Origin of the sequence: Actinomadura sp. NPDC048955, assembly GCF_040649435.1 — a bacterium.
GTDB lineage: Bacteria > Actinomycetota > Actinomycetes > Streptosporangiales > Streptosporangiaceae > Spirillospora > Spirillospora luteofluorescens.
On record NZ_JBEZJI010000063.1, the window covers coordinates 15,581 to 35,394 of the forward strand.

17 protein-coding genes are annotated in these 19,814 nt (G+C 72.8%); 3 read left to right on the top strand and 14 right to left on the bottom strand.

The window, feature by feature from the left end; genetic code table 11:
• The first annotated feature begins 14 nt into the window (after nt 1-14).
• Nucleotides 15-1,649, top strand: coding sequence for an AMP-binding protein (locus AB0C84_RS37755; protein ID WP_361075532.1), 1,635 nt, complete (start codon nt 15-17; stop codon nt 1,647-1,649).
• Nucleotides 1,650-1,693: 44 nt separating this feature from the next.
• Here AB0C84_RS37755 and asnB read toward each other — a convergent pair whose 3' ends face one another.
• Genes asnB through AB0C84_RS37775 form a run of 4 tightly spaced genes read right to left on the bottom strand, consistent with a single transcriptional unit; the run spans nt 1,694 to nt 7,086 of the window.
• Nucleotides 1,694-3,517, bottom strand: a complete 1,824-nt coding sequence (asnB, locus tag AB0C84_RS37760) for an asparagine synthase (glutamine-hydrolyzing) (protein ID WP_361075534.1) — start codon at nt 3,515-3,517, stop codon at nt 1,694-1,696.
• A gap of 37 nt (nt 3,518-3,554) precedes the next feature.
• The gene (locus tag AB0C84_RS37765; RefSeq protein WP_361075536.1) at nt 3,555-4,352 is read right to left on the bottom strand and encodes an alpha/beta hydrolase family protein; all 798 of its coding nucleotides are present in this window, start codon (nt 4,350-4,352) and stop codon (nt 3,555-3,557) included.
• Nucleotides 4,349-5,911 carry an amino acid adenylation domain-containing protein gene (locus AB0C84_RS37770; protein WP_361075538.1) on the bottom strand — a complete coding sequence of 521 codons (1,563 nt, stop codon included), beginning with the start codon at nt 5,909-5,911 and terminating at the stop codon, nt 4,349-4,351. Before AB0C84_RS37770 ends, AB0C84_RS37765 begins: the two co-directional genes overlap by 4 nt.
• Complete coding sequence (locus AB0C84_RS37775; protein ID WP_361075540.1) at nt 5,908-7,086, bottom strand: acyl-CoA dehydrogenase family protein; 1,179 nt, start codon at nt 7,084-7,086, stop codon at nt 5,908-5,910. Before AB0C84_RS37775 ends, AB0C84_RS37770 begins: the two co-directional genes overlap by 4 nt.
• A gap of 482 nt (nt 7,087-7,568) precedes the next feature.
• Between AB0C84_RS37775 and AB0C84_RS37780 the strand changes: the two genes are divergently transcribed.
• Nucleotides 7,569-7,853 carry an acyl carrier protein gene (locus AB0C84_RS37780; protein ID WP_179842012.1) on the top strand — a complete coding sequence of 95 codons (285 nt, stop codon included), beginning with the start codon at nt 7,569-7,571 and terminating at the stop codon, nt 7,851-7,853.
• A 1-nt stretch (nt 7,854) separates the two neighbouring features.
• Entirely contained in the window at nt 7,855-9,204 is a 1,350-nt protein-coding gene (locus tag AB0C84_RS37785; protein ID WP_361075542.1) for a TrpB-like pyridoxal phosphate-dependent enzyme, read from the top strand.
• Nucleotides 9,205-9,262: 58 nt separating this feature from the next.
• Here the strand turns inward: AB0C84_RS37785 and AB0C84_RS37790 are convergent, their stop codons facing one another.
• Genes AB0C84_RS37790 through AB0C84_RS37835 form a run of 10 tightly spaced genes read right to left on the bottom strand, consistent with a single transcriptional unit; the run spans nt 9,263 to nt 19,775 of the window.
• Nucleotides 9,263-10,861: a sialidase family protein gene (locus AB0C84_RS37790; protein WP_361075544.1), complete on the bottom strand. Its 1,599-nt coding sequence runs from the start codon at nt 10,859-10,861 to the stop codon at nt 9,263-9,265.
• 51 nt (nt 10,862-10,912) lie between these two features.
• Nucleotides 10,913-12,037 (bottom strand): alanine racemase, encoded by a 1,125-nt coding sequence (locus AB0C84_RS37795; RefSeq protein WP_361075546.1) that lies wholly within the window; start codon nt 12,035-12,037, stop codon nt 10,913-10,915.
• Complete coding sequence (locus tag AB0C84_RS37800; RefSeq protein ID WP_179842016.1) at nt 12,034-12,861, bottom strand: amidohydrolase family protein; 828 nt, start codon at nt 12,859-12,861, stop codon at nt 12,034-12,036. Before AB0C84_RS37800 ends, AB0C84_RS37795 begins: the two co-directional genes overlap by 4 nt.
• Nucleotides 12,858-13,760, bottom strand: a complete 903-nt coding sequence (locus AB0C84_RS37805) for an IclR family transcriptional regulator (protein ID WP_361075548.1) — start codon at nt 13,758-13,760, stop codon at nt 12,858-12,860. Before AB0C84_RS37805 ends, AB0C84_RS37800 begins: the two co-directional genes overlap by 4 nt.
• 33 nt (nt 13,761-13,793) lie before the next feature.
• Entirely contained in the window at nt 13,794-15,341 is a 1,548-nt protein-coding gene (locus AB0C84_RS37810) for a D-aminoacylase (RefSeq protein WP_361075551.1), read from the bottom strand.
• Complete coding sequence (locus tag AB0C84_RS37815; protein ID WP_361075553.1) at nt 15,338-15,826, bottom strand: RidA family protein; 489 nt, start codon at nt 15,824-15,826, stop codon at nt 15,338-15,340. The genes AB0C84_RS37810 and AB0C84_RS37815 overlap by 4 nt, the downstream gene beginning before the upstream one ends.
• A 22-nt stretch (nt 15,827-15,848) precedes the next feature.
• Nucleotides 15,849-16,850: an oligopeptide/dipeptide ABC transporter ATP-binding protein gene (locus AB0C84_RS37820; RefSeq protein WP_179842020.1), complete on the bottom strand. Its 1,002-nt coding sequence runs from the start codon at nt 16,848-16,850 to the stop codon at nt 15,849-15,851.
• A complete protein-coding gene (locus AB0C84_RS37825; protein ID WP_179842021.1) occupies nt 16,847-17,875 on the bottom strand; it encodes an ABC transporter ATP-binding protein in 1,029 nt (342 codons plus the stop codon). Before AB0C84_RS37825 ends, AB0C84_RS37820 begins: the two co-directional genes overlap by 4 nt.
• Nucleotides 17,872-18,819, bottom strand: coding sequence for an ABC transporter permease (locus tag AB0C84_RS37830; RefSeq protein WP_338743630.1), 948 nt, complete (start codon nt 18,817-18,819; stop codon nt 17,872-17,874). The genes AB0C84_RS37825 and AB0C84_RS37830 overlap by 4 nt, the downstream gene beginning before the upstream one ends.
• Nucleotides 18,816-19,775 carry an ABC transporter permease gene (locus AB0C84_RS37835; RefSeq protein WP_258945508.1) on the bottom strand — a complete coding sequence of 320 codons (960 nt, stop codon included), beginning with the start codon at nt 19,773-19,775 and terminating at the stop codon, nt 18,816-18,818. The genes AB0C84_RS37830 and AB0C84_RS37835 overlap by 4 nt, the downstream gene beginning before the upstream one ends.
• Between the last annotated feature and the right edge of the window lie 39 nt (nt 19,776-19,814).

Consider the following 19,814-nt stretch of genomic DNA (forward strand, 5'->3'; position numbering starts at 1 on the left):
AAGGTGGTGCAGGCATGACCCCGAACCCTGCGAACTTCCGTGACCGCGGCTGGTGGCGGGACGAGACCTTTCTCGACGACCTCCGGCGGCATGTGCGCGAAAGGCCGGAGAAGACGGCGGTGGTCACCCGGCGCCAGTCCGACGGGCGGACGCACCGGCTCGACTACGTGCGGCTCGCCGCCGCCGCCGACAGGTTCGCCGGCGCCCTGGTCGAGCTCGGGCTGCGGCCCGGGGACGTGTTCGCGGCGCAGCTCACCGACCGGTGGGAACTCGCCGCGATCACGCTCGGCTGCATCCGGGCCGGGGTCGTGTACTGCCCGCTGATGAAGACCTACCGGCGCCGCGAGCTCGACGTCATGCTGCGCGTCACCGAGGCGAAGGTCCTCGTCACCATGGCCGAGGACAACGGGGACCGGCTGGGTGAGCTGGGGGCCGAACTCGCCGCCGAACTGCCGTCCCTGGGGCGCGTGTTCGTCGCGGACGGCCAAGGGCCGGACGGCACCGAGGACTTCGAGTCGTTCTTCTTCGGGACCGCCTGGGAGGAGCGGCACGGCCACCTGCTCGACGAGCGGGAACTCGGCCCCGACGACCCGTACCTCGTCCTGTTCACCTCGGGGACGACGAGCGATCCCAAAGGGGTCCTGCACAGCCAGAACACGCTGTACGCCGCTGTTCGCGGCGAGGCGGAGACCTTCGGTCTCGACGAGACGCTCGTCATGTACACCACCGCGCTCTACACGCACTACACCGGTGTCGTGCAGGGCATGCTGATGCCGCTGTCGCTGGGGGGCACCATGGCGTTCCAGGACGCCAAGGAACCGGGGGCCGCCCTCGACCTCATGGCCGAGCACGGGGTCACGTTCTTCTACTGCGCGCCCTTCTACCTGCTGAGCCTGATCAAGGAGCAGCGGTCCGCGCCGCGCCCGCTGCCCGCGCTGGCGTGGCTGGTCAGCGGTTCGGCGCCGATCCCCCCGTACTTCATCGGCGAGACCGCGAGCGTCTTCGGGCTCCGGTTGTACTCGCTGTGGGGGATGACCGAGAACGGACCGGTGACGATCACCCGTCCGGACGACCCGGAGGACTGGGCCGCCCACAGCGACGGCAGTCCCATCTCGGACATGGAGCTGCGGATCGACCCCGTCTCGGACCGGACCGGGGGCGAGGGCGTGCTGTGGGTGCGGGGGCCGACGCAGTGCCTCGGCTACTACCGGCGGGACGAGCTGTACGCGGCCGACCTCGACGCGGACGGGTGGTTCAACACCGGCGACCTGGCCCGCGACGACGGCCGCGGCGGCATCCGGATCACCGGCCGGGCCAAGGACATGATCCTGCGCAACGCGAACATCGCGCCGGTCACCGATCTGGAGTCGATCATCGGCCGGCACCCCGGCGTGCGCGACGTCGCGGTCATCGGCCTTCCCGACGAGCACGAGGACGAGACGATCTGCGCGGTGGTGGCGCCGGTCTCCGCGGCCTCCCCGGTCACCCTCGAGGAGCTGCAGAGTTCGCTGGACGAGGCGGGGATGACCAGGGCGTACTGGCCGCGGCGGCTGGAGGTGCTGGAGGTCCTGCCCACGACTGCGACCGGGAAGATCCGCAAAGAGGAGCTGCGGCGGCGCTACGCGCGGGCGGAGCCGGCCCCGCGGTGACGGCGGCGGCGCGGTGACGGCGGCGGCGCGGTGGCCGCGCCGGGTCACGCCACGACGCGGACCCGGGTGAGCCACCGGTTCAGTTCGAGGAGGTAGGACAGGCCGATCGCGGAGGTCCGGGCGGTGATCGGGCCGGGCAGCTCGTCCAGTTCGGAGGTGACCGCCCGGCGGACCCTCGCCCGGTCCATGAGGTCGAAGAGCGGGGCCCCCGGCTCGTCGATCATCTCGATCACCAGGTTCTTCAGCGTCTCGACGTAGCCGGGGTCCCGGCTGGCCGGGTACGCGCTCTTGGGCCTGTTGACGATCTCCTCCGGGAGCAGGTCGGCGCAGGCCCGGCGCAGCAGCGCCTTCTCCGTCCCCCCGTCGGCCTTCAGGTCCGCGGGCACGTTGAACAGGTACTCGGCGAGCCTGTGGTCGGCGAAGGGGACCCGGACCTCGAGGCCGACGGCCATGCTCATCCGGTCCTTGCGGTCCAGCAGCGCGCCCAGCCAGCGGGTCAGGCCGAGGTGGAAGACCTCCCGCTGCCTGCGTCCGGTGCGGTCCTCGCCGTCCACGTGCGGGACCTCCGCCAGCGCCTCCCGGTAGCGGTCGGCCTCGTAGTCGTCCGGCCGGATCGCGCGCCTCACCTCCTCGCGGAGCAGGAACTGCGGCTGGCGCCGCGCGTGCATCCAGGGGAACGACGTATGCCGGACGTACCGGTCGTCGACCTGCCAGGTGTAGCCGCCGAACATCTCGTCGGCGGACTCTCCCGACAGGGCGACCGTGCAGTCCGCCCGGACCCCGCGGAACAGGTGGTACATCGAGATGTCGAGGTCGCCCCAGCCGGGGAGGTCGCGCGCCCGCAGGCCGCGGTCGAGCCCCTCGACGAGGCTGTCGGTGCCGACCTGGACGACGGAGTGCTTGAGGCCGAGCCGTTCGGCGACCAGTCGCGCGTACGGTTCGTCGGGGCTGGGCCGCCACAGGTCGCTCCCCGGCCGGGCGGGCGCCGGGACGCTCACCGAGTAGCTGGTCAGCTCCCCCGCGAACTCCCGCGCGGCCAGGGCCGTGATGGCGCTGGAGTCGATTCCCCCCGACAGCAGCGTCCCGACCGGGACGTCCGCCACGATCTGGCGGTTGACGATGTCGGTGAGCAGGGAGCGGACCTCCTCCGTCGTCGTGCGGAAGTCCTCGGTGTGGGGACGGGCCTCCAACCGCCAGTACCGGCGCTCGCGGATTCCGGAGGCGTCGGCGACCACGAGGCACCCCGGTTTGAGTTCCCGCATCCCGCGGTAGACGGCGTGGCCGGGCGTTCTCGCGCGTGGGACGGCCATCAGCTCGGCGAGGCCCTCCAGGTCCACCTCGGCCGTCATGCCGGGATGGGCCAGCAGCGCCTTGGGCTCCGATCCGAAGATGATTCCGTCGCCCAGCCTCGCGTAGTAGAGCGGCTTTATGCCGAGCCGGTCCCTTACCAGAAGCAGTTGTCGCGCGTGCTCATCCCAGATGGCGAACGCGTACATTCCGTTGAGGCGCGTGACGAGATCCGCGCCCCACTGGAGATAGGCCGTCAGCAGCACTTCGGTGTCCGAGCGGGTGGTGAACGACCAGCCGGCCGAGCGCAACTGCCCACGAAGTTCGTGGAAGTTGTAGATCTCGCCGCTGAACGTGATGACGACCGGCTCGCCGGCGCGCCCGCTCCGCAGCATCGGCTGGCGCCCGCCCTCGATGTCGATCACGGCGAGGCGCCGGTGGCCCAGTGCGGCGTGGCGCGAGAGCCACGTCCCCTCGTCGTCCGGGCCCCGCGGGGCCTGCGTCCGCGTCATGGCGGTGACCACGGAGCCCTCCCCGGAGAGGTCCCGCGTCCAGTCGGCCCATCCGGTTATGCCGCACACGTGCGCTCCTTCCGTCGTCTTCTTGGTGGGGCGCGGATCAGGCGGAAAGGAGACGGCTCCGCGCGAACGCGAAGAGATCGGGCAGGCCCGCGTTGACGAATTCCCAGTCGTGCCCGCCGGGCCGTTCGCGGTACCGGTGGGGAATGGAACTGCCCGCGAGCGCCTCGCGCATCTTCCGGTTCATGTCGATCATCCGGGGGTAGTCGTCCACGCCGATGTCGAGATGCACCTCGATCGGGTACCTCGCGTCCCGGTCCCGGACCGCGCGGTACGGGTCGTACTCGCGCCGGACCCCGCTGCCGACCGGCCCCCAGACGCGCTCATGGTCTCTCGCGGTCGGCATGGCCAGCCGCCGCCCCTCCCGCAGGTGGCCGTAGGGATCGCCCTCGCGTAAGGGAGCTTCGAAGGCACCGGCGCTGCTGCACACGACCGAGAACACCTCACCGTGCCGCAACGCCTGGTAGAGGGCCGCGGCCCCGCCCATGGAGAATCCGCCTATGCCCCGCCCGTCCCGGGACGCCACGGTGTTGAACGTGGCGTCGACATGGCCGACGACCTCCCCCACCAGGTAGTCCTCGTAGCGACGTCCCCGCGCGTCGTTGATGAACCATGAGCGCCCGGATTCGGGCAGCACCACGACCAGCCCCGCCGAATCCACCGCGGGCGCGAGGTCGCCGCACTGGAGCCACGTGTTCCGGTTGCCTCCGAAGCCGTGCAGGAGGTACAGCACGGGAAAGGCCCGCCCGGCCGACGAGTAGCTGGACGGCAGGAGGACGTTCACCGACTTGTCCCGGCCGATCGCCGCGCTCCGCCAGGTCTCCGTCAGGACCTTCATCGCGGATCCGCCCGGGTCTCCCCCAGCCGCCTCCGGTCGATCTTCCCGGTACCGGTGACCGGGAACGAGGTTCTGACGTGGAACCGCTCCGGGACCATGTAGCGCGGGATCTCGGTCAGGCAGTGCCGGCGTAGCGCGGAGACGTCGAGCGGGTGCGCCTCGGGCACCACGAACGCCTCGATCACCCGCTCCCCGGTGCCGTCGTCGACGGCGACGCACGCGGCCTCCCGGACGTTCTCCGCGGCCGACAGGACCGCCTCGATCTCACCGATCTCGACGCGGTGGCCGCGTATCTTCACCATGTCGTCCTCGCGTCCGCAGAACACGTAGTTCAGCTCGTCGTCGAGCCGGACCAGGTCCCCGGTCCGGTAGGCGTCCAGCGGCTCCGCGCCGTCCCGGGGGATCGGCACCGTCCTCTCCGCCGTGAACCCGTCGTCCCGCCAGTAGCCGAGCATCACCGAGTCCCCCGCGACGCAGAGCTCACCGGACGCTCCCGGCTCGTGCTCCACCAGGCGCCCGGCGCCGTCGACGATGAACGTCGCCGCGTATGGGCAGGCACGTCCGATCGGCACGGGGTGCCGGCGGCCGGCCTCGACGTCCGACTCGCGGACGCGGTGGGAGACGCAGACGTTGGTCTCCGTCGGACCGTAGAGGTTGTAGAAGTCCACTCCAGGAAGGAGCGCGTGCAACTCCCGGAGCCGGGCGATCGGGAACGTCTCACCGGCGAAGAGGACGACGCGCAGCCGCGACTCGGCCAGCAGCCCACTGTTCTTCGCGGCGAGCATCCGTGTCAGCGCGCCCGGGACGGAGTACCAGACGGTGATGCGCTGCTCGACGACGAACCTGTTGAGGGCGCCTCCGAGCCCGACGTGGCTCTCCGGCACCAGCACCACGCAGCCGCCCGCCATGCAGGTCGCGAACAGGTCCAGGACGGACAGGTCGAAATGGAAGGGCGCGTGGCTGGAGACCCGGTCGGCCGGGCCCAGACCGAATTCGTCGACCGCCCATTCCACGAACGCACGGGCGTTTCCGTGGGAGAGCACGACGCCCTTAGGGACGCCCTTCGACCCCGAGGTGTGGAGGATGAAGGCCGGGCTGTCGGGATCGAGAAGCGGTTCGGGTGCGCCCTCCGCCGGGGCGGTGAGCGCCTCCTCCCAGGCCGTCACGGACGCGTCCGCAGAGGGGCCGACGGACACGATCCGGGAGGAGACGTTCTTCCGCAGCCATTCCACCCGGTCGTCCTGAGCGATCACACAGGCGGCCTCGCAGTGGGCGATGATGTGGCCGGCCCTCTTGTAGGGCGCGCTCGGGTCGATGGGCACGTACGCCGCGCCCGCCTTCAGCACTCCGTGGACGGCGACGACCGACTCGATCGACTTGTGCAGCCACAGGGCGACCCTGTCGCCGGGGACGACTCCGCCGTCGAGCAGCGTGCGGGCCAGGGCCGAACTGCGCCGATCCAGCTCGGCGTAGGTCAAAGCCTCGCCCCGGAACTCGACCGCCGGGGCGTCCGGCCGCTCTCCGGCCCAGTGGCGCAGGCGGTCGCCGAGACCGTTCACCTTCCCTCCCCGTCTCCCTCGGTGTCCGGCCAGGCGAGGCCGAGCTTCCCGGAGATGATCACTCGCTGCAGGTCCGAGGTGCCCGACGAGATCGTCATGCCGAGGGCGTCCCGGAGGTTGCGTTCGGCGCGCCCGTCGGAGGAATAGCCGAGCGCCCCGTACACCTGCATCGCGCTGGTGAAGGTCTCCGCCGCCGCTTCGCTCACGTACAGCTTGCCGACCTCGGGAAAGATGGACGCCTCCGGGCCGTCGAGCTCCGCCGCGGCGCGGTGCAGCAGCATGCGGGAGATCTCCCAGCGGATCCGCATGTCGACGATCCGGTTGGAGACCGATTGGTACCGTCCGATGTGCTTGCCGAACTGGCGCCGACGGCGGCAGAAGCGCGTGCACTCGTCGATCTCCCGCCGCATGACGCCGAGCCACGGCGCCAGGAGGAGAGCCCGCTCCCACGCCATCGTCTGCGCGAACACGGCGGATCCCTGCCTCTCGGCACCGAGGCGCCGGGAGGCGGGAATGCGGCACCCGTCCAGCTCGACCTCACCCCAGCGGGCGGTGCGGAGTCCCATCTTCTCCGCGTGCTCCTTCACCGACACGCCTGGATCGTTCCGCTCCACGATGAAGGCGGTGACTCCGGTGAATCCGAGTTCCGGGTCGACGGTCGCGTAAACGATGAAGACATCGGCGACGGGCGCGTTCGTGACGTAGCGCTTGCGTCCGGTCAGGAGATAGGAGTCACCGTCCCGCTCGGCGGTGGTGGCGAGCGACAGCGCGTCCGAGCCGCTTCCCGGCTCGGTCATCGCGTTGGCCCCGATGAGACGGCCGGCGGCGAGTCCGGGCAGGTACCCGCGCCGCTGGTCCTCGTCGCCGAACTTCCAGAGCGGCACCTCGACGGCCAGGACGTGGGCGCCGATCGCCATCATGAGACCGTTGTCGAGGCACCCGTGGCCGAGCCCCTCCATCGCGTGGACATAGTCGACGGGACCGCATCCGGATCCCCCGTATTCGGACGGCAGGAGCAGGCCGAGCACACCCTGCTCGGCGCAGCTCGACCAATCGTCGCGGCTGAACGCCCCGGCCCTGTCCCGCTCGGTCACGTCCTTGCTCAGCGCCTCTTCGCCGAACGCGCGGAAAGCGCGGTACAGCCCGTCCTGGTCGCCGTCCCATTCGAACCGCATGGCTCTCCAATCCCCCGAGCGGGATGTCATGCCATATCGAGAATCGCCGGCGGCGGGACGGTCGCCTCCACCGCGCGGAATCGCAAGCGTCGCCCCTCCGGTCCGCCAGGCGGCCGCGGGAAACCCGGCCGCGCCGCACCGATCGCTGTCATTGTGCATCCGTGAAGCGATCTTGAGAAGCCCAACTTCTGCCAAATGGCCGCCCGCGGCGGGCTCCGTACGGCCTCTTGCGCCCCCCGGACGCCTGTCGTACGGTACGGACCGTCAGCCAATCGAAGCGGAAAACGTTCCGGCCATGGACGGCCCGCCACCGGTTCGTCGGCAAGAACCGGGCCTCGGACGGCCAGGCCGCCGGTCAGCGATGCGCCGTTCCCTTCAACGGGCGCCCTCCATCCGCGGGTATCGATTCCCGTCCCGCCGACTCACTCCTGCCGACTCACTCCCGCCATTCCCGGGCCGACGCCGCAGACGAGGTGCATGCCATGGATCGTGCCAGCAACGTGGATCCGTCGGCGCAGATCAAAAGCATCATGATCCGCGTTCTCGATCTGGACATCGCCCCCGAGCGACTGGACGACACGGTCTCGCTCTACTCGCCGGTCGTGGGCATGGACTCCCTGAGCCTGCTGCACACGCTCGTGGAGATCGAGAAAGAGTTCGGCATCGAGATCGACGACGAGGACGTGATGCTCGCCGAACTGCGGAACGTGGGAAGCCTTGTCGACATGATCAGCGGAATCATCGGCGCGGAGGGCGGAAAAGCGTAACATGCGCGATGTTTTCGAGCTGGACCGGGACCGGGTTCCCACGCATTGGTACAACATCCTCGCGGACCTTCCCATCGAGGTCCCACCGGCACGGCCGGCGGCGCCGAGGAACGGCGGTTCGGCGCCGCTGCAGCCGCAACTGCCGTTGTCGATGTACCGCCAGAGCATCGGCCGTGAGCGCTACGTCGAGATTCCCGGCCCCGTTCGATCGGAGTACCAGCGCTGGCGCCCGACGCCCCTTTTCCGGGCGTCCAGGCTGGAGAACGCCCTCGACACCCCGGCGCACATCTATTTCAAGTACGAAGGCACCAGTCCGTCCGGCAGCCACAAGATAAACACCGCGCTGGCACAGGCCTATTACTACGCCAGATCCGGCGTCAGGGAGATGGTGACGGGAACCGGCGCCGGCCAGTGGGGCACCGCGCTCGCGATGGCCTGCCACCCGTACGGGATGGCGTGCACCGTCTTCATGGTGCGGTCCAGCTACGAGCAGAAGCCGTACCGGGGCACGCTGATGCGGTTGAACGGCGCCGAGGTCGTCCCGAGTCCCAGCACGAGGACGGAGGTGGGCAGGGCCGCCCTGCGCGCCGACCCGGATTCGCCGGGCACCCTAGGGATCGCGAACGCCGAGGCGATCGAGTACGCCAACAGCCGGAAGGAGGCGCGGTTCTCGATCGGCAGCGGAGAGAACCACGTCCTCATGCACCAGACGGTCATCGGCGAGGAGGCCTTGCTGCAGATGGAGCTGGCCGGCGAGTTCCCCGACGTCGTGATCGGCGCGATGGGAGCGGGCAGCAACTTCGCCGGCCTGACCTTCCCCTTCTACCGGGCGGCGCTGGCGGAGGACGCCGGCACCCGGTTCCTGGCGGTCGAGCCCGACGCGTGCCCCAAGATGACCAGGGGCAGCTACATGCTGGACTACACCGACTACTCCGGTGTGACCCCCGCGGTCAAGATGTACACCCTGGGGCACACGTTCACGGCCTACCACATCCACGCCGGGGGCCTGCGCTACCACGGTGCCGCTCCGATCGTCAGCGCCATGTACGACAACGGGATGGTGGAGGCGACCTCGTACTCGCAGACCCGCGTCTTCGAGAGCGGCGCCGCGTTCGCCAAGGCCGAGGGCCTCGTTCCCGCCCCCGAGTCGGCCCACGCCGTGGCCGCCGCGATCGACGAGGCGGTACGAGCGCGCGAGGAGAACAGGAAGCGGGTCGTCCTGGTCGGTCTCAGCGGGCATGGGCTGCTGGACCTCGGCGCCTACGAGAGCCACCTCTCCGGAGAGACCGTCGACGTCGCTCCCACCGACGAGGAGATCAAGGCGTCCCTGCGCCTCATCGAATCGCTGTGACGGACGTCGGCACGCCACCGGCGGTGACGTGCCGAACTCTCCTGTGGGGACGTGCGGGTCAGGGAGCGGCGGGGGCGCGGACGCCCAGCTCGGCCAGGACGGCCGCACCGTTGGACCGGGTGATCTCGACCCGGATCTTGTCGATCGGAGTGCCGGCGTCGACGCGGAACCAGGTGAGGTCGTCTCCCCAGCGCACGGTGTAGTCGAGGTCCCCGACCGCGTGCCAGGCGCCGTCCGCAGCGGTCCGGACCTTGATCTGCGCCGCTTCGGCGTAACCCGGCTTGAGCGCCATGCCGGCCTCGGCCACCCGGGTCGGCTCGTCGAACGTGATCGTGTACTGGGCGGGGGCCGCCGTGGCCTTCCAGGCGGCGTCGTAGTAGCCGACCACGCCGTCGATCGGGCCGGTGCGCCCCACGTTCGGCTGGCTCGGTGTCGTGTAGAGCAGGTCGGTGTCAATGCCGAGCCGTCCCGCGGCGTTCAGCTTGGCCAGGTCCACGCGGCGCGGGTCCGCCGGCTCGGACCGGATGCTCGCGACGTCGACGAAGTCGCCGACCAGCTGGCTCCGGGCGGAGTCGAAGCCGAGCACGAGGACCCGGCCCGGGGAGACCTCCGCGACGGCGGGGTTGGCCTGGTCGCCGGTCCCCGAGTCGTACACCAGCTCGCGCGGCGCGCCCGTCCACGGCCGGTCAGGGTGCCGCAGCACGGCGCCGACGGTTCCGCGGCGGTTGGTGAAGTGCCCCGACAGGTCGCCGTAGGCGAGGAAGACGTCGCCGTTCCGCAGGACCTCGGTGTGGGCCGAGGAGGTCACCAGGTCGATCTCCGCCGGGGGCGTCCAGGTGCGGCCGCCGTCGCGTGACCAGGACTCCTGGGAGTGGACCGCGCCCATCGTGGAGGCTCCCGTGCCGATGCGCAGCAGGGCGTGGACGGTCCCGTCGCGCAGGACGGTGAGCACGGGCTCCTGGTAGTGGGTGCCCTGCGCGGACGCGATCAGCGACTCGGTGCTCGCGTGCCAGGACGCGCCGCCGTCCAGGCTGCGCACGACGGTGGCGCGCTGCCAGCGGTCGTCGGGGACGGTGCCGTAGAGCGGGATGATCAGTTCACCGGAGGGCAGTTCCTTGATCTGGCCGTGGCTCGCCGCCCATCCCAGCTCGTAGGTGTCGACGATGTCGGACTCGCCGCTCATCGAGGTCTGCACCGCCGCGGGCTCGGACCAGCTGGCCCCGCCGTCGTCGCTGTGCCGGACGAACTCGCCCATCGGCTCGGGCGGCGCGACCGAGTAGTCGATCTGGAACCAGCTCAGCAGGAGCCTGCCCGAGCGGAGCTGGGTGATCATCGGGTCGCGGTCGTCGTACGGGGAGTCGTGGACGGCCTCGGGCCGGGTCCAGGTGCGGCCGCCGTCCCGGCTGTCGAGGATCACCAGCCGGCCGTCCTGGCCGGTGTGCCCGGCCCCCTCCCGCGCCACCGCGACGAGGGAGCCGTCGTCGAGCCGTTCCATGTTCGGGAAATGCAGTTTCTTGCCCGGGGCGGCCTGCGCCACGATCACGTCGGGACGGTCCGGGGCCGATGGAGTGGGCGGGTTCGCGTGCGCCACGGCGCCCGGAAACCCCAGCGTGAGCAGCGCGCCTACGGCGATGGCAATACCTCGATGCATTCGCATGGTTCACGGATACAACACGGAATACCATTCCATGTCAATGTTCGAATTCGGTCAGTAGCGGGCCCGGATCGGGTGCCGTTCCACGGCGCGGCCGCCGTCCGCGAAGTACAGCTCGCTCCACATGTTGGTCGTGCCGCAGGCGTGGTTGGGAACGACGCGCAGCAGGTCGCCCACGCGCAGGCCGGCGGTGCCGGGCCCGGTGAGGTAGCCGTGCTCCTCGTTGCCGCCGGCGAACTCCACTCCGTCCAGCGGGCCGCCCTCCGCGTCGCACACGACGCCCAGGGATCCGGCGGTCGCGACGGAGTCGGAGCTCATGGCCTTGATCCCCGCGTCGATGATGACGGTCCAGGGGCGCTGGGCGCTGGTGACGCGGGTCAGGACGGTCTGCGCGCACTGGTCGATCCCGGCGCTGCCCAGGCCGACCTGGTTCGCGTCGAAGTAGACGTAGGTACCGGGACGCGCCTCGGTGACCCCCGCGGCGAACGGCGCGGACGTGGCGCCGGGCGTCGAGCCGACCGAGACCAAGGAGCACTCGTGCCCGGCGGCGCGCAGCGCCTCGGCGACCTGCGCCAGCGTGCGTCCGGCGAGGTCGCCCGCCGCCTCCAGCCCCGGGCGGTCGGGACCGTGCGCGGCGAGGTGCCCCTCGTGGGTGAGGACGCCCCGCATCTCCAGCGCGGACAGCGCGCAGAGCGCGGCGGCGGTCTCGACGGCCCTGTCGGGGTCGACGCCCGCCCGGTGCAGGCCCGTGTCGACCTCCAGGACGAAGGGGACGGTGACGCCGCCGGAGGCGGCCGCGTCCGACAGCGGCACCGCGACCTCCAGCGAGTCCAGCGCGATGGCCAGGCCGCCCCGGGCCAGGGCTTGGACGGCGAAGGCCACCTTGGCGGGTCCGACCGGCTGGTGCGCCCACAGGACGTCCTCGACGCCCGCGTCCTGCAGCAGCCGCACCTCGGCTGGCGTGGCGCAGGTGAACCCGATCGCACCGTGGGCGAGCTGGCGCCGCGCGACCGCGAGGCACTTGGAGGTCTTGAAGTGGGGCCGCAGCGCGACCCCGGCGGCGCCGATCGAACCCGCCATGGCGGCCAGGTTGGCCTCCATACGGGCCCGGTCGACGAGCAGCGCCGGTGTCGGCAGGGCGTCCAGTGACAGCCCTCCGGGCGGGAAGCCGGCGCTCATGCCAGTCCCATCTGGGGCCGCGGGTCCCCGTCCAGCAGCCACTCGACGGTCTCCTTCTTGATCTCGGGGAATCCGGAGGGGCGCTGCCCGGCCATCTCGCGCAGCCCGGCCACGGCCTCGGCGGGCGTCCAGAGCGGGAAGTCGGAGCCGAAGACGAGCCTGTCGACCACGTCCCACTCCTGGGCGCGGGCCAGCGCCAGGTAGCCGTCCATGGGACGGGCCCAGCACGCCGACACGTCGGAGTACACCCGCCGGTTCTTGCGCAGCGTCACGATCGTCTCGCGCTGCCAGGGATGCCCGAGGTGCGCGATGATCTGGACGAGGTCCGGGTGGCGGCGCGCGACGTCGTCCACGACCAGGGGGTTGCTGACCGACAGGTCCCCGGCCGGGCTCGGCGTGGCGCCCATGTGCCACAGGACGGCCAGCCCCGCGTCGGCCGCGGCCCGGTAGAACGGGTCGTGGGCGGTGTCGCGCGGGTCGAACAGCGCCAGCACCGGGTACAGCTTGATGCCGCGCAGCCCGCGCGCGACGCCGTCGGCGAGCTGGTCGAGCACGTCGGGATCGGCGGGGTCGAGCGCCATGAACCCGATCGTCTCGGTGGCGGTCTGCGCGCAGAAGCGCTCGGTGTACTCGTTCGGCGTGAGGATCCCGGCGGCCGTGGCGCGGATGCCGAACACGCACGCCGCGGTCACGTCCGCCATCGCGCGGTCGTAGTCGGCGGGAGTGAACTCGTGGGCCCCCCGTCCGTAGACGGGCTTCCAGTGGCGGTCCCACTCGTGGCCCCAGTGCTCGGGCCGCTGGCAGTGGGTGTGGAAGTCGATCAAGCATCCTCCCGGGTGCGGGGCGCGCCGGAGCGCAGGGACGAGCGCAGGTACTCCAGGGCGGCGACGACGTCGGCGTCGGCGGCGAGGCCGGCCGCCGCGGCGCGCAGCCCGTCCAGGTAGCGGGCGCGGCGGTCGCCGTCGAACTCGGCGGACGGCCCGGACACGCTGAGGGCGGCGACGCAGCCGCCGTCCACCTCGACGGGCACGGCGACGCAGCGCAGGCCGATGCTGCCCTCGTTGTCGTCGAGGGCGTGGCCGCGCTCGGCCGTGGCCCGCAGGTCCTCGGCCAGGGCGCGGGCGGTCGTGTGGGTGTGCTCGGTGCGGGCCGGGAAGGGCTCGGGCGGCAGATGCGCGGCGACCTTCGACGGGTCGAGCCGGGCGAGCAGCATCTTGCCGAGTCCGGTGCAGTGGGCGGCGTCGCGGGTGCCGGGCACGGTGTGGAAGCGGATCGGCCGGTCCGGCTCGCGGACGCACACGTGCAGCACCTCCCGGCCGTCGAGCACGCCGAGGTTCGCGGTCTGCCCGGTGGCCTCGGCGACCTTCGCCAGGTGACCGCCCGCCACCTGGGACAGGTCCAGCCCGGTCAGGTACGCGGTGGACAGCGTCAGCGTCTTGTGGCCGAGCCGGTAGGCGGGCCGCTCGTCGGCGCGGACCACGTAGCCCATCTCCTCCAGCACGCCGAGGAGCCGCACCAGCGTGCTCTTCGGCAGGCCGGTGCCGGCCGAGAAGTCGTTCAGGGTGAGGGTGCCGCCCTGCGCGGCGAGGCGTTCGAGCAGCGCCAGGCCCCGTGCCAGGGCGTTGGCGTGGTAGTTGGCCGCCGCCGGGCGGTCGTCGTCCACGTTGGCGCGGCGGGCCGCGGGCCGCGGGCCGGTGGCTCTCGTCCCTCGGGCTCTGTCCATGGGTGCCTCGTCTCTGTTCTGGGGATGCGCGGTTCAGGGGGCGCGCAGGATCTCGCCGGGCCGCGCGTCGCCGTGCGCGCCGTCCTCGACGACGGCGCGGCCCCCGACGATGACCGCGCGGATCCCGTCCGGATACCGCTGGGGTGCTGCGAACGTAGCCCGATCGGCGATGCGCGCGGGGTCGAAAACGACGATGTCCGCGTGCGCCCCCGGCTTCAGGACGCCGCGCCCCGCGAGCCCCGCGCGTGCGGCCGGCGCGGACGTGCACTTGCGGACCGCCTCGGCGAGCCCGAGCCGGCCCGGCCGGACGTACTCGGCGAACAGCCGCGGGAAGCAGCCGTAGGAGCGGGGGTGCGGCGTGCCGCGGCCGGTCGGCCCGGCGGGATCGAGGGCCTGGCCGTCCGAGCCGATGACGCCGGCGGGATGGGCCAGCGCGTCGGCGAGGTCCCGTTCGCTGCGGCCTCCCGCCACCATCTGGACGGCGTTGCCGTGCTCGGCGACGAGGTCGAGCGCGAGGTCCGGCGGGTCGGTCCCGGCGTCGGCGGCGAGGTCGGTGACGGCGCGTCCCCCGACGGCGATGTCGTCCCACGAGTTCGGCATGTCCCGCCACCCGTCGCGGACGCGGGCGCGGACGGCGCGGTCGGTGAGCCGGGCCCGCATCGCCCTCTCGCCTCCCTCCTGTGCCCACGCGGGCAGCAGCTGCGACAGTGGCGCGTTCCCCGCGAGATAGGGGTAGATGTCGAAGCCGACGTCCAGCCCGGCGGCGCGCGCGGCGTCGATGAGCTCCAGTGCGCGCGCGACCGAGCCGTGGTTGCGCCGCCCGACCGCGACCAGATGCGAGATCTGGGTGCGGCAGCCGGTCGCGGCCGCGACCCGCAGCGCCTGCCGCACGGAGTCGAGCAGCCCGTCGGCGTAGTCGCGGACGTGCCAGGCGAACAGCCGGCCGTGCGCGGCGGCGGTGCGGCCGAGCGCCTCCAGTTCGTCCTCGCGGGCGTAGCAGGCCGGCGCGTAGACCAGCCCCGTGGAGACGCCGGCGGCGCCCGCCGCGAGCGCGTCGCCGAGCAGACCCCGCATGCGGTCGAGCGCGGCGGCGCCGGCCGGGCGGTCGCCGAAACCGACGGCGGCGGCGCGCAGCGGCGTGTGCGCGACGAGCGCGGCCACGTTCACGGCGGGGCGCGCCGCGTCGAGCGCCACCAGGTAGCCGGGCATATCGGTCCAGTCCCAGCGGACGGCCGGATCCAGGTCGAGGTAGCCGGCGGCGGCGCGCAGCGCTTCCCCGTCGTCGCCGGCGGCGGGCGTCACGCCGAGGCCGCAGTTGCCGACCACGACGGTCGTGATCCCCTGCCGGACGGCGCTGCGCGCCTCGGGGGCCGAAAGGAGGGTCAGGTCGGAGTGGGTGTGGACGTCCACGAACCCCGGCGCGACGACGTGCCCGGACGCGTCCACGGTCCGGGCCGCGGGGCACCCGGCCAGGTCGCCGATCCGCGCGACCCGCCCACCGGTGACGGCGACGTCGGCGCGGCGCGGCGCCGCCCCGGTGCCGTCGGCGAGCGTCCCGCCGGCGATGAGCAGATCGATCACGGCGCCGCGGCCTCCGGGCGCACCCGGAACGTGGCCCCCACCTCGACCGGGCTGCCCGTGGGCAGGGCGGCGACGCCGAGCGCCACCCGCGCGTGCCGCCCGGCGCCGTCGCCGAGCACCTCGGTGAACAGGGCCGTCGCCGCGTCGGCCACCAGGTGCTGGTCGGTGAACCCCGGCGCGGAGGCGACCCACACCGACACCGCCTCGACGTGCTCGACCGCGCCGAGCCCGCCGGCACCGGACAGCTCGTCCCGGACGGCGGTCAGGACGTTGCGGGCGCACTGCCGCGCGCAGGCGCGGGCCGTGTCGAGCGTGACCTCGTCCCCGACGCGGCCCTCGGCGAGCAGCCGGCCGTCGCGGACGGCGACCTGGCCGGAGGCGATCAGTACCGCTCCCGAGCGGCGCGCCGGGGCCACCGGCGGGCGCTCCCCCGCGGGCCCCGGGTCCGGGGAGGCGGCGGCCAGGCGCTGGTCGGCGTCGTGCATGGTGACTCCTTCGATGGCGAGGTCAGGCGGTGGCCGGCGCGCCGGCCGGCTCGGCGAAGTGGCAGGCGGCCGGATGGCCGGTGCCGGGGCGGGCGACGAGCGGCGGCGCCTCGGTCGCGCAGATGTCCCGGGCCTTCCAGCACCGGGTGCGGAACCGGCAGCCGGAGGGCGGGTCGATCGGGCTCGGCACGTCCCCCGTCAGCATGATCCGCGTCCCGCCGCGGGCGCCCGGACGCGGCCGCGGGACGGCCGACAGGAGCGCCTGCGTGTACGGGTGCAGGGGGCTGCCGAAGATCTCGTCGCGGGTGCCGTGCTCCACGATCGTCCCGAGGTACATCACCGCGATCTCGTGCGAGACGTGCCGCACCACCGACAGGTCGTGCGAGATGAACAGGTACGCCACGCCCAGCTCCCGCTGCAGTTCCCGCAGCGTGTTGACGACCTGCGCCTGGATCGAGACGTCCAGGGCGCTGACCGGCTCGTCCAGCACGAGGACCTTCGGGCCGAGGGCGAGCGCGCGGGCGATCCCGATGCGCTGGCGCTGCCCGCCGGAGAACTCGTGCGCGTACCGGCGGGCGTGCGAGGGCGCGAGCCGCACCATGTCGAGCAGCTCGGCGACCCGCTCGGGGCCCGCGTCCTCGTAGCGGCCCTGGACGCGCAGCGGTTCGGCGATGATGTCGTGGACGGTCATCCGCGGCGACAGCGACGCGTACGGGTCCTGGAACACCAGTTGCAGGTCGCGGCGCAGCGCGCGGAGCTCGGCGCCGCGCGCGCGGGTGACGTCCCGCCCCGCCACGACGATCCGCCCGGCGGTGGGCTCCAGCAGCCGCACCGCCATCCGTCCCGTGGTCGTCTTGCCGCAGCCCGACTCGCCGACCAGGCCGAGCGTCCGCCCGGCGCGCAGGGAGAAGTCGACGCCGTCGACCGCGTGGACGCTGCCGGTCCGCCTGCGCAGCGGCCCCGACCGCACCGGGAAGTGCCGGGTGAGGCCGGTGACGCCGAGAACCTCGTCCGGTCCGGTCATCGGTCGCCTCCCTTCTCCCCGCCGGGCGGGGCCATCTCGGAGTGGAAATGGCAGGCGCTCGCGCGCCCCGGGCCAGACTGGACCGGTTCGGGGCGCTCCGCCCGGCAGCGGTCCCGCGCCATCGGGCAGCGCGGCGCGAACGCGCACCCCCGCCCGATCTCGCCCGGCACCGGCGGCGCGCCGGGGATCGGGGTCAGCTCGCCGGCGTCGCCGTCCAGCGAGGGCAGGCTGTCCAGCAGCCCCCGCGTGTAGGGGTGCCGGGGCGAGTCGAAGATCGCCTCGACGGGGCCGTGCTCGACGACCCGCCCGGCGTACATCACCACGACGCGGTCGGCGAGCTCGGCGACCACGCCGAGGTCATGGGTGATCAGCACGGTGGCGGCGCCCGTCTCCCGCCGGGTCAGCCGGAGCAGGTCGAGCACCTGGGCCTGGACGGTCACGTCCAGCGCGGTCGTCGGCTCGTCGGCGATCAGCAGGTCGGGGTCGTTGGCGATGGCCATCGCGATCATCGCGCGCTGCCGCATCCCGCCGGAGAACTCGTGCGGGTACTGCTTCAGGCGGCGCTCGGCGCCCGGCACCCCGACCAGGGTCAGCAGCTCGGCGGCCCGCTCGCGCGCCTGCGAGCGGGACATGCCCGGCCGGTGCAGGCGCAGCGCCTCGCGGATCTGCGCGCCGACCGACAGGACGGGGTTCAGCGCGGTCATCGGATCCTGGAAGATCATCGCGATCCGGCCGCCGCGCAGCCGGCGCAGCTCGCGCGGGGCCATCGCGCGCAGGTCGGCCCCGTCGAACACGACGCGTCCCGAGACGACCCGGCCCGGCGGCCGGATCAGCCCGAGCGCGGACATCGCCGTGACGCTCTTGCCCGATCCCGACTCGCCGACGACGCCGAGCGTCTCGCCCGGCGCGACGGTGTACCCGGCGCCGTCCACGGCCCGGACGGCCCCCTCGTCGCCGGTGAACTCGACGACCAGGTCCTCGATCTCCAGCAGCGGGCGGTCCGCGTTCCCGGCGGGCGCGCTCATGTGCGTCCTCCCGGCGTGACGGCGTCGCGGAGCCCGTCCCCGACGAAGTTGACGGCGAGGACCGTCACGGCGATCGCGACGCCCGGCGGTATCCACAGCCACGGCATCGTCTGGATCAGCGTCAGGTTCTGCGCGTCGTTCAGCATGTTCCCCCAGCTCGCCTGGGGCGGCCGCACGCCGAGCCCGAGGAAGGACGCGGTGGTCTCCAGCATGATCGCCTGCGCGACGGCCAGGGTGCCGGTCACCGTGACCGGGGCCAGCGCCGCGGGGACGACGTGCTTGCGGATCAGCCACCACGCGTTCGCCCCGCTCGCCTCGGCCGCCTGGATGTACTCGCGGTCGCGCAGCGACAGCGTCACGCCCCGCACCACCCGTCCCGCGACCGGCCACTGCGTCAGCCCGATGGCGACGATCAGCACGGTCACGCTCGGCCCGACGATCCCGGCGAGCACCAGGATCACCACGACGGTCGGGAACGACATGACGATGTCGGCGATCCGCATGATCACGTTGTCCACCACGCCGCCCAGCAGCCCGGACACCGAGCCGAACAGCGTGCCGACCACGACGGCGCCGAGCGCGGCGGCCAGCCCCACCAGCAGCGACACCCGCCCCGCGTGCAGGGTGCGGGCGAACACGTCGCGGCCGGAGGTGTCGGTGCCGAACCAGTGCGCGCCGGACGGGCCCTCGCGGACCGCGTCCAGGTCCACCGCGTTCGGATGCCCGGCGATCAGCGGCGCCAGCAGCGACGCGAGGATCACCGCGCCGAGCACGGCGCTCCCGGCGACGGCGAGCCGGTTGCGGCGGAACCGGCGCACGGCCCGCGCCCGGGGCGACGCGGACCCGGCCCGGGCCCCGCCGCCCTTGCGCGGCGGGGGGCCGTCCCCTCCCCCGCCGGGCGTTCCCGGCTTCTCGGTCGGCGCGCCGGCGGGCGTCACGGTCATCGCAGGCTCACTCTCGGGTCGACGACGGCGTACAGCACGTCCGCGATCAGGTTGCACAGCAGCACGAGCACCGCCACGTACAGCGCGAACCCGACGATGACCGGGTAGTCGTGCTGGCCGATCGAGCTGACCGCGAGCTGCCCCATGCCGGGCCAGGCGAAGACCTGCTCGATCACCACCGCGCCCGCCAGCATCTGCGGGATCTGGTACATCACCACGGTGATCAGCGGGATCAGCGCGTTGCGCAGCGCGTGCCGCAGGACGACGCGGGCCCGGGACGCGCCCTTGGCCTCGGCCGTGCGGACGTAGTCGGCGCCCAGCTCGTCCACCAGGCCGCCGCGCACGTAGCGGGTGAACGGCCCGGCGGTGACGAACGCCAGGATCAGCCCCGGCAGGATCAGGTGCCGGAGCTGGTCGGCGGGGCCGCCGCCGCCCGGCGTGGTCATCCCGGCCGACGGCAGCACGCCCCACTTCAGGGAGAACAGGTAGATCCCGACGATGCCGAGGAAGAACGGCGGCACCGACACCGCGGCCAGGCCGAGCACGGTGGCGCCGTAGTCGACCGCGGTGTTGCGGCGCACCGCGGCGGCGACGCCGAGCGCGATCGACACCGCGAGCGCGACCGCCAGGGCGGCGCTCATGAGCTGCAGCGTCGGTCCGACCCGCTCGCCGAGCACCGCCGAGACCGGACGGTGCCCGACGTAGGAGTAGCCGAAGTCGCCGTGCAGCGCGCCCGACAGCCAGTGGCCGTACTGGACGACGACGGACCGGTCCAGGCCGAGCTCGTGCCGTTTGGCCTCGATGAAGGCGGCGCCGCCGCCGCGCATCTGCTCGGGGTCGACCATCATGCGGACCGGGTCGCCGGGCGCGACCCGCACCAGCACGAAGATCCCGATGCTGATCAGCACGAACACGAGCGCGTTCACCAGCAGGCGCCGGATGACGTAGGCCGCCACGCCTCACCCCCTCTCGTCGGTGCCGGCCGGGCGCGGGGC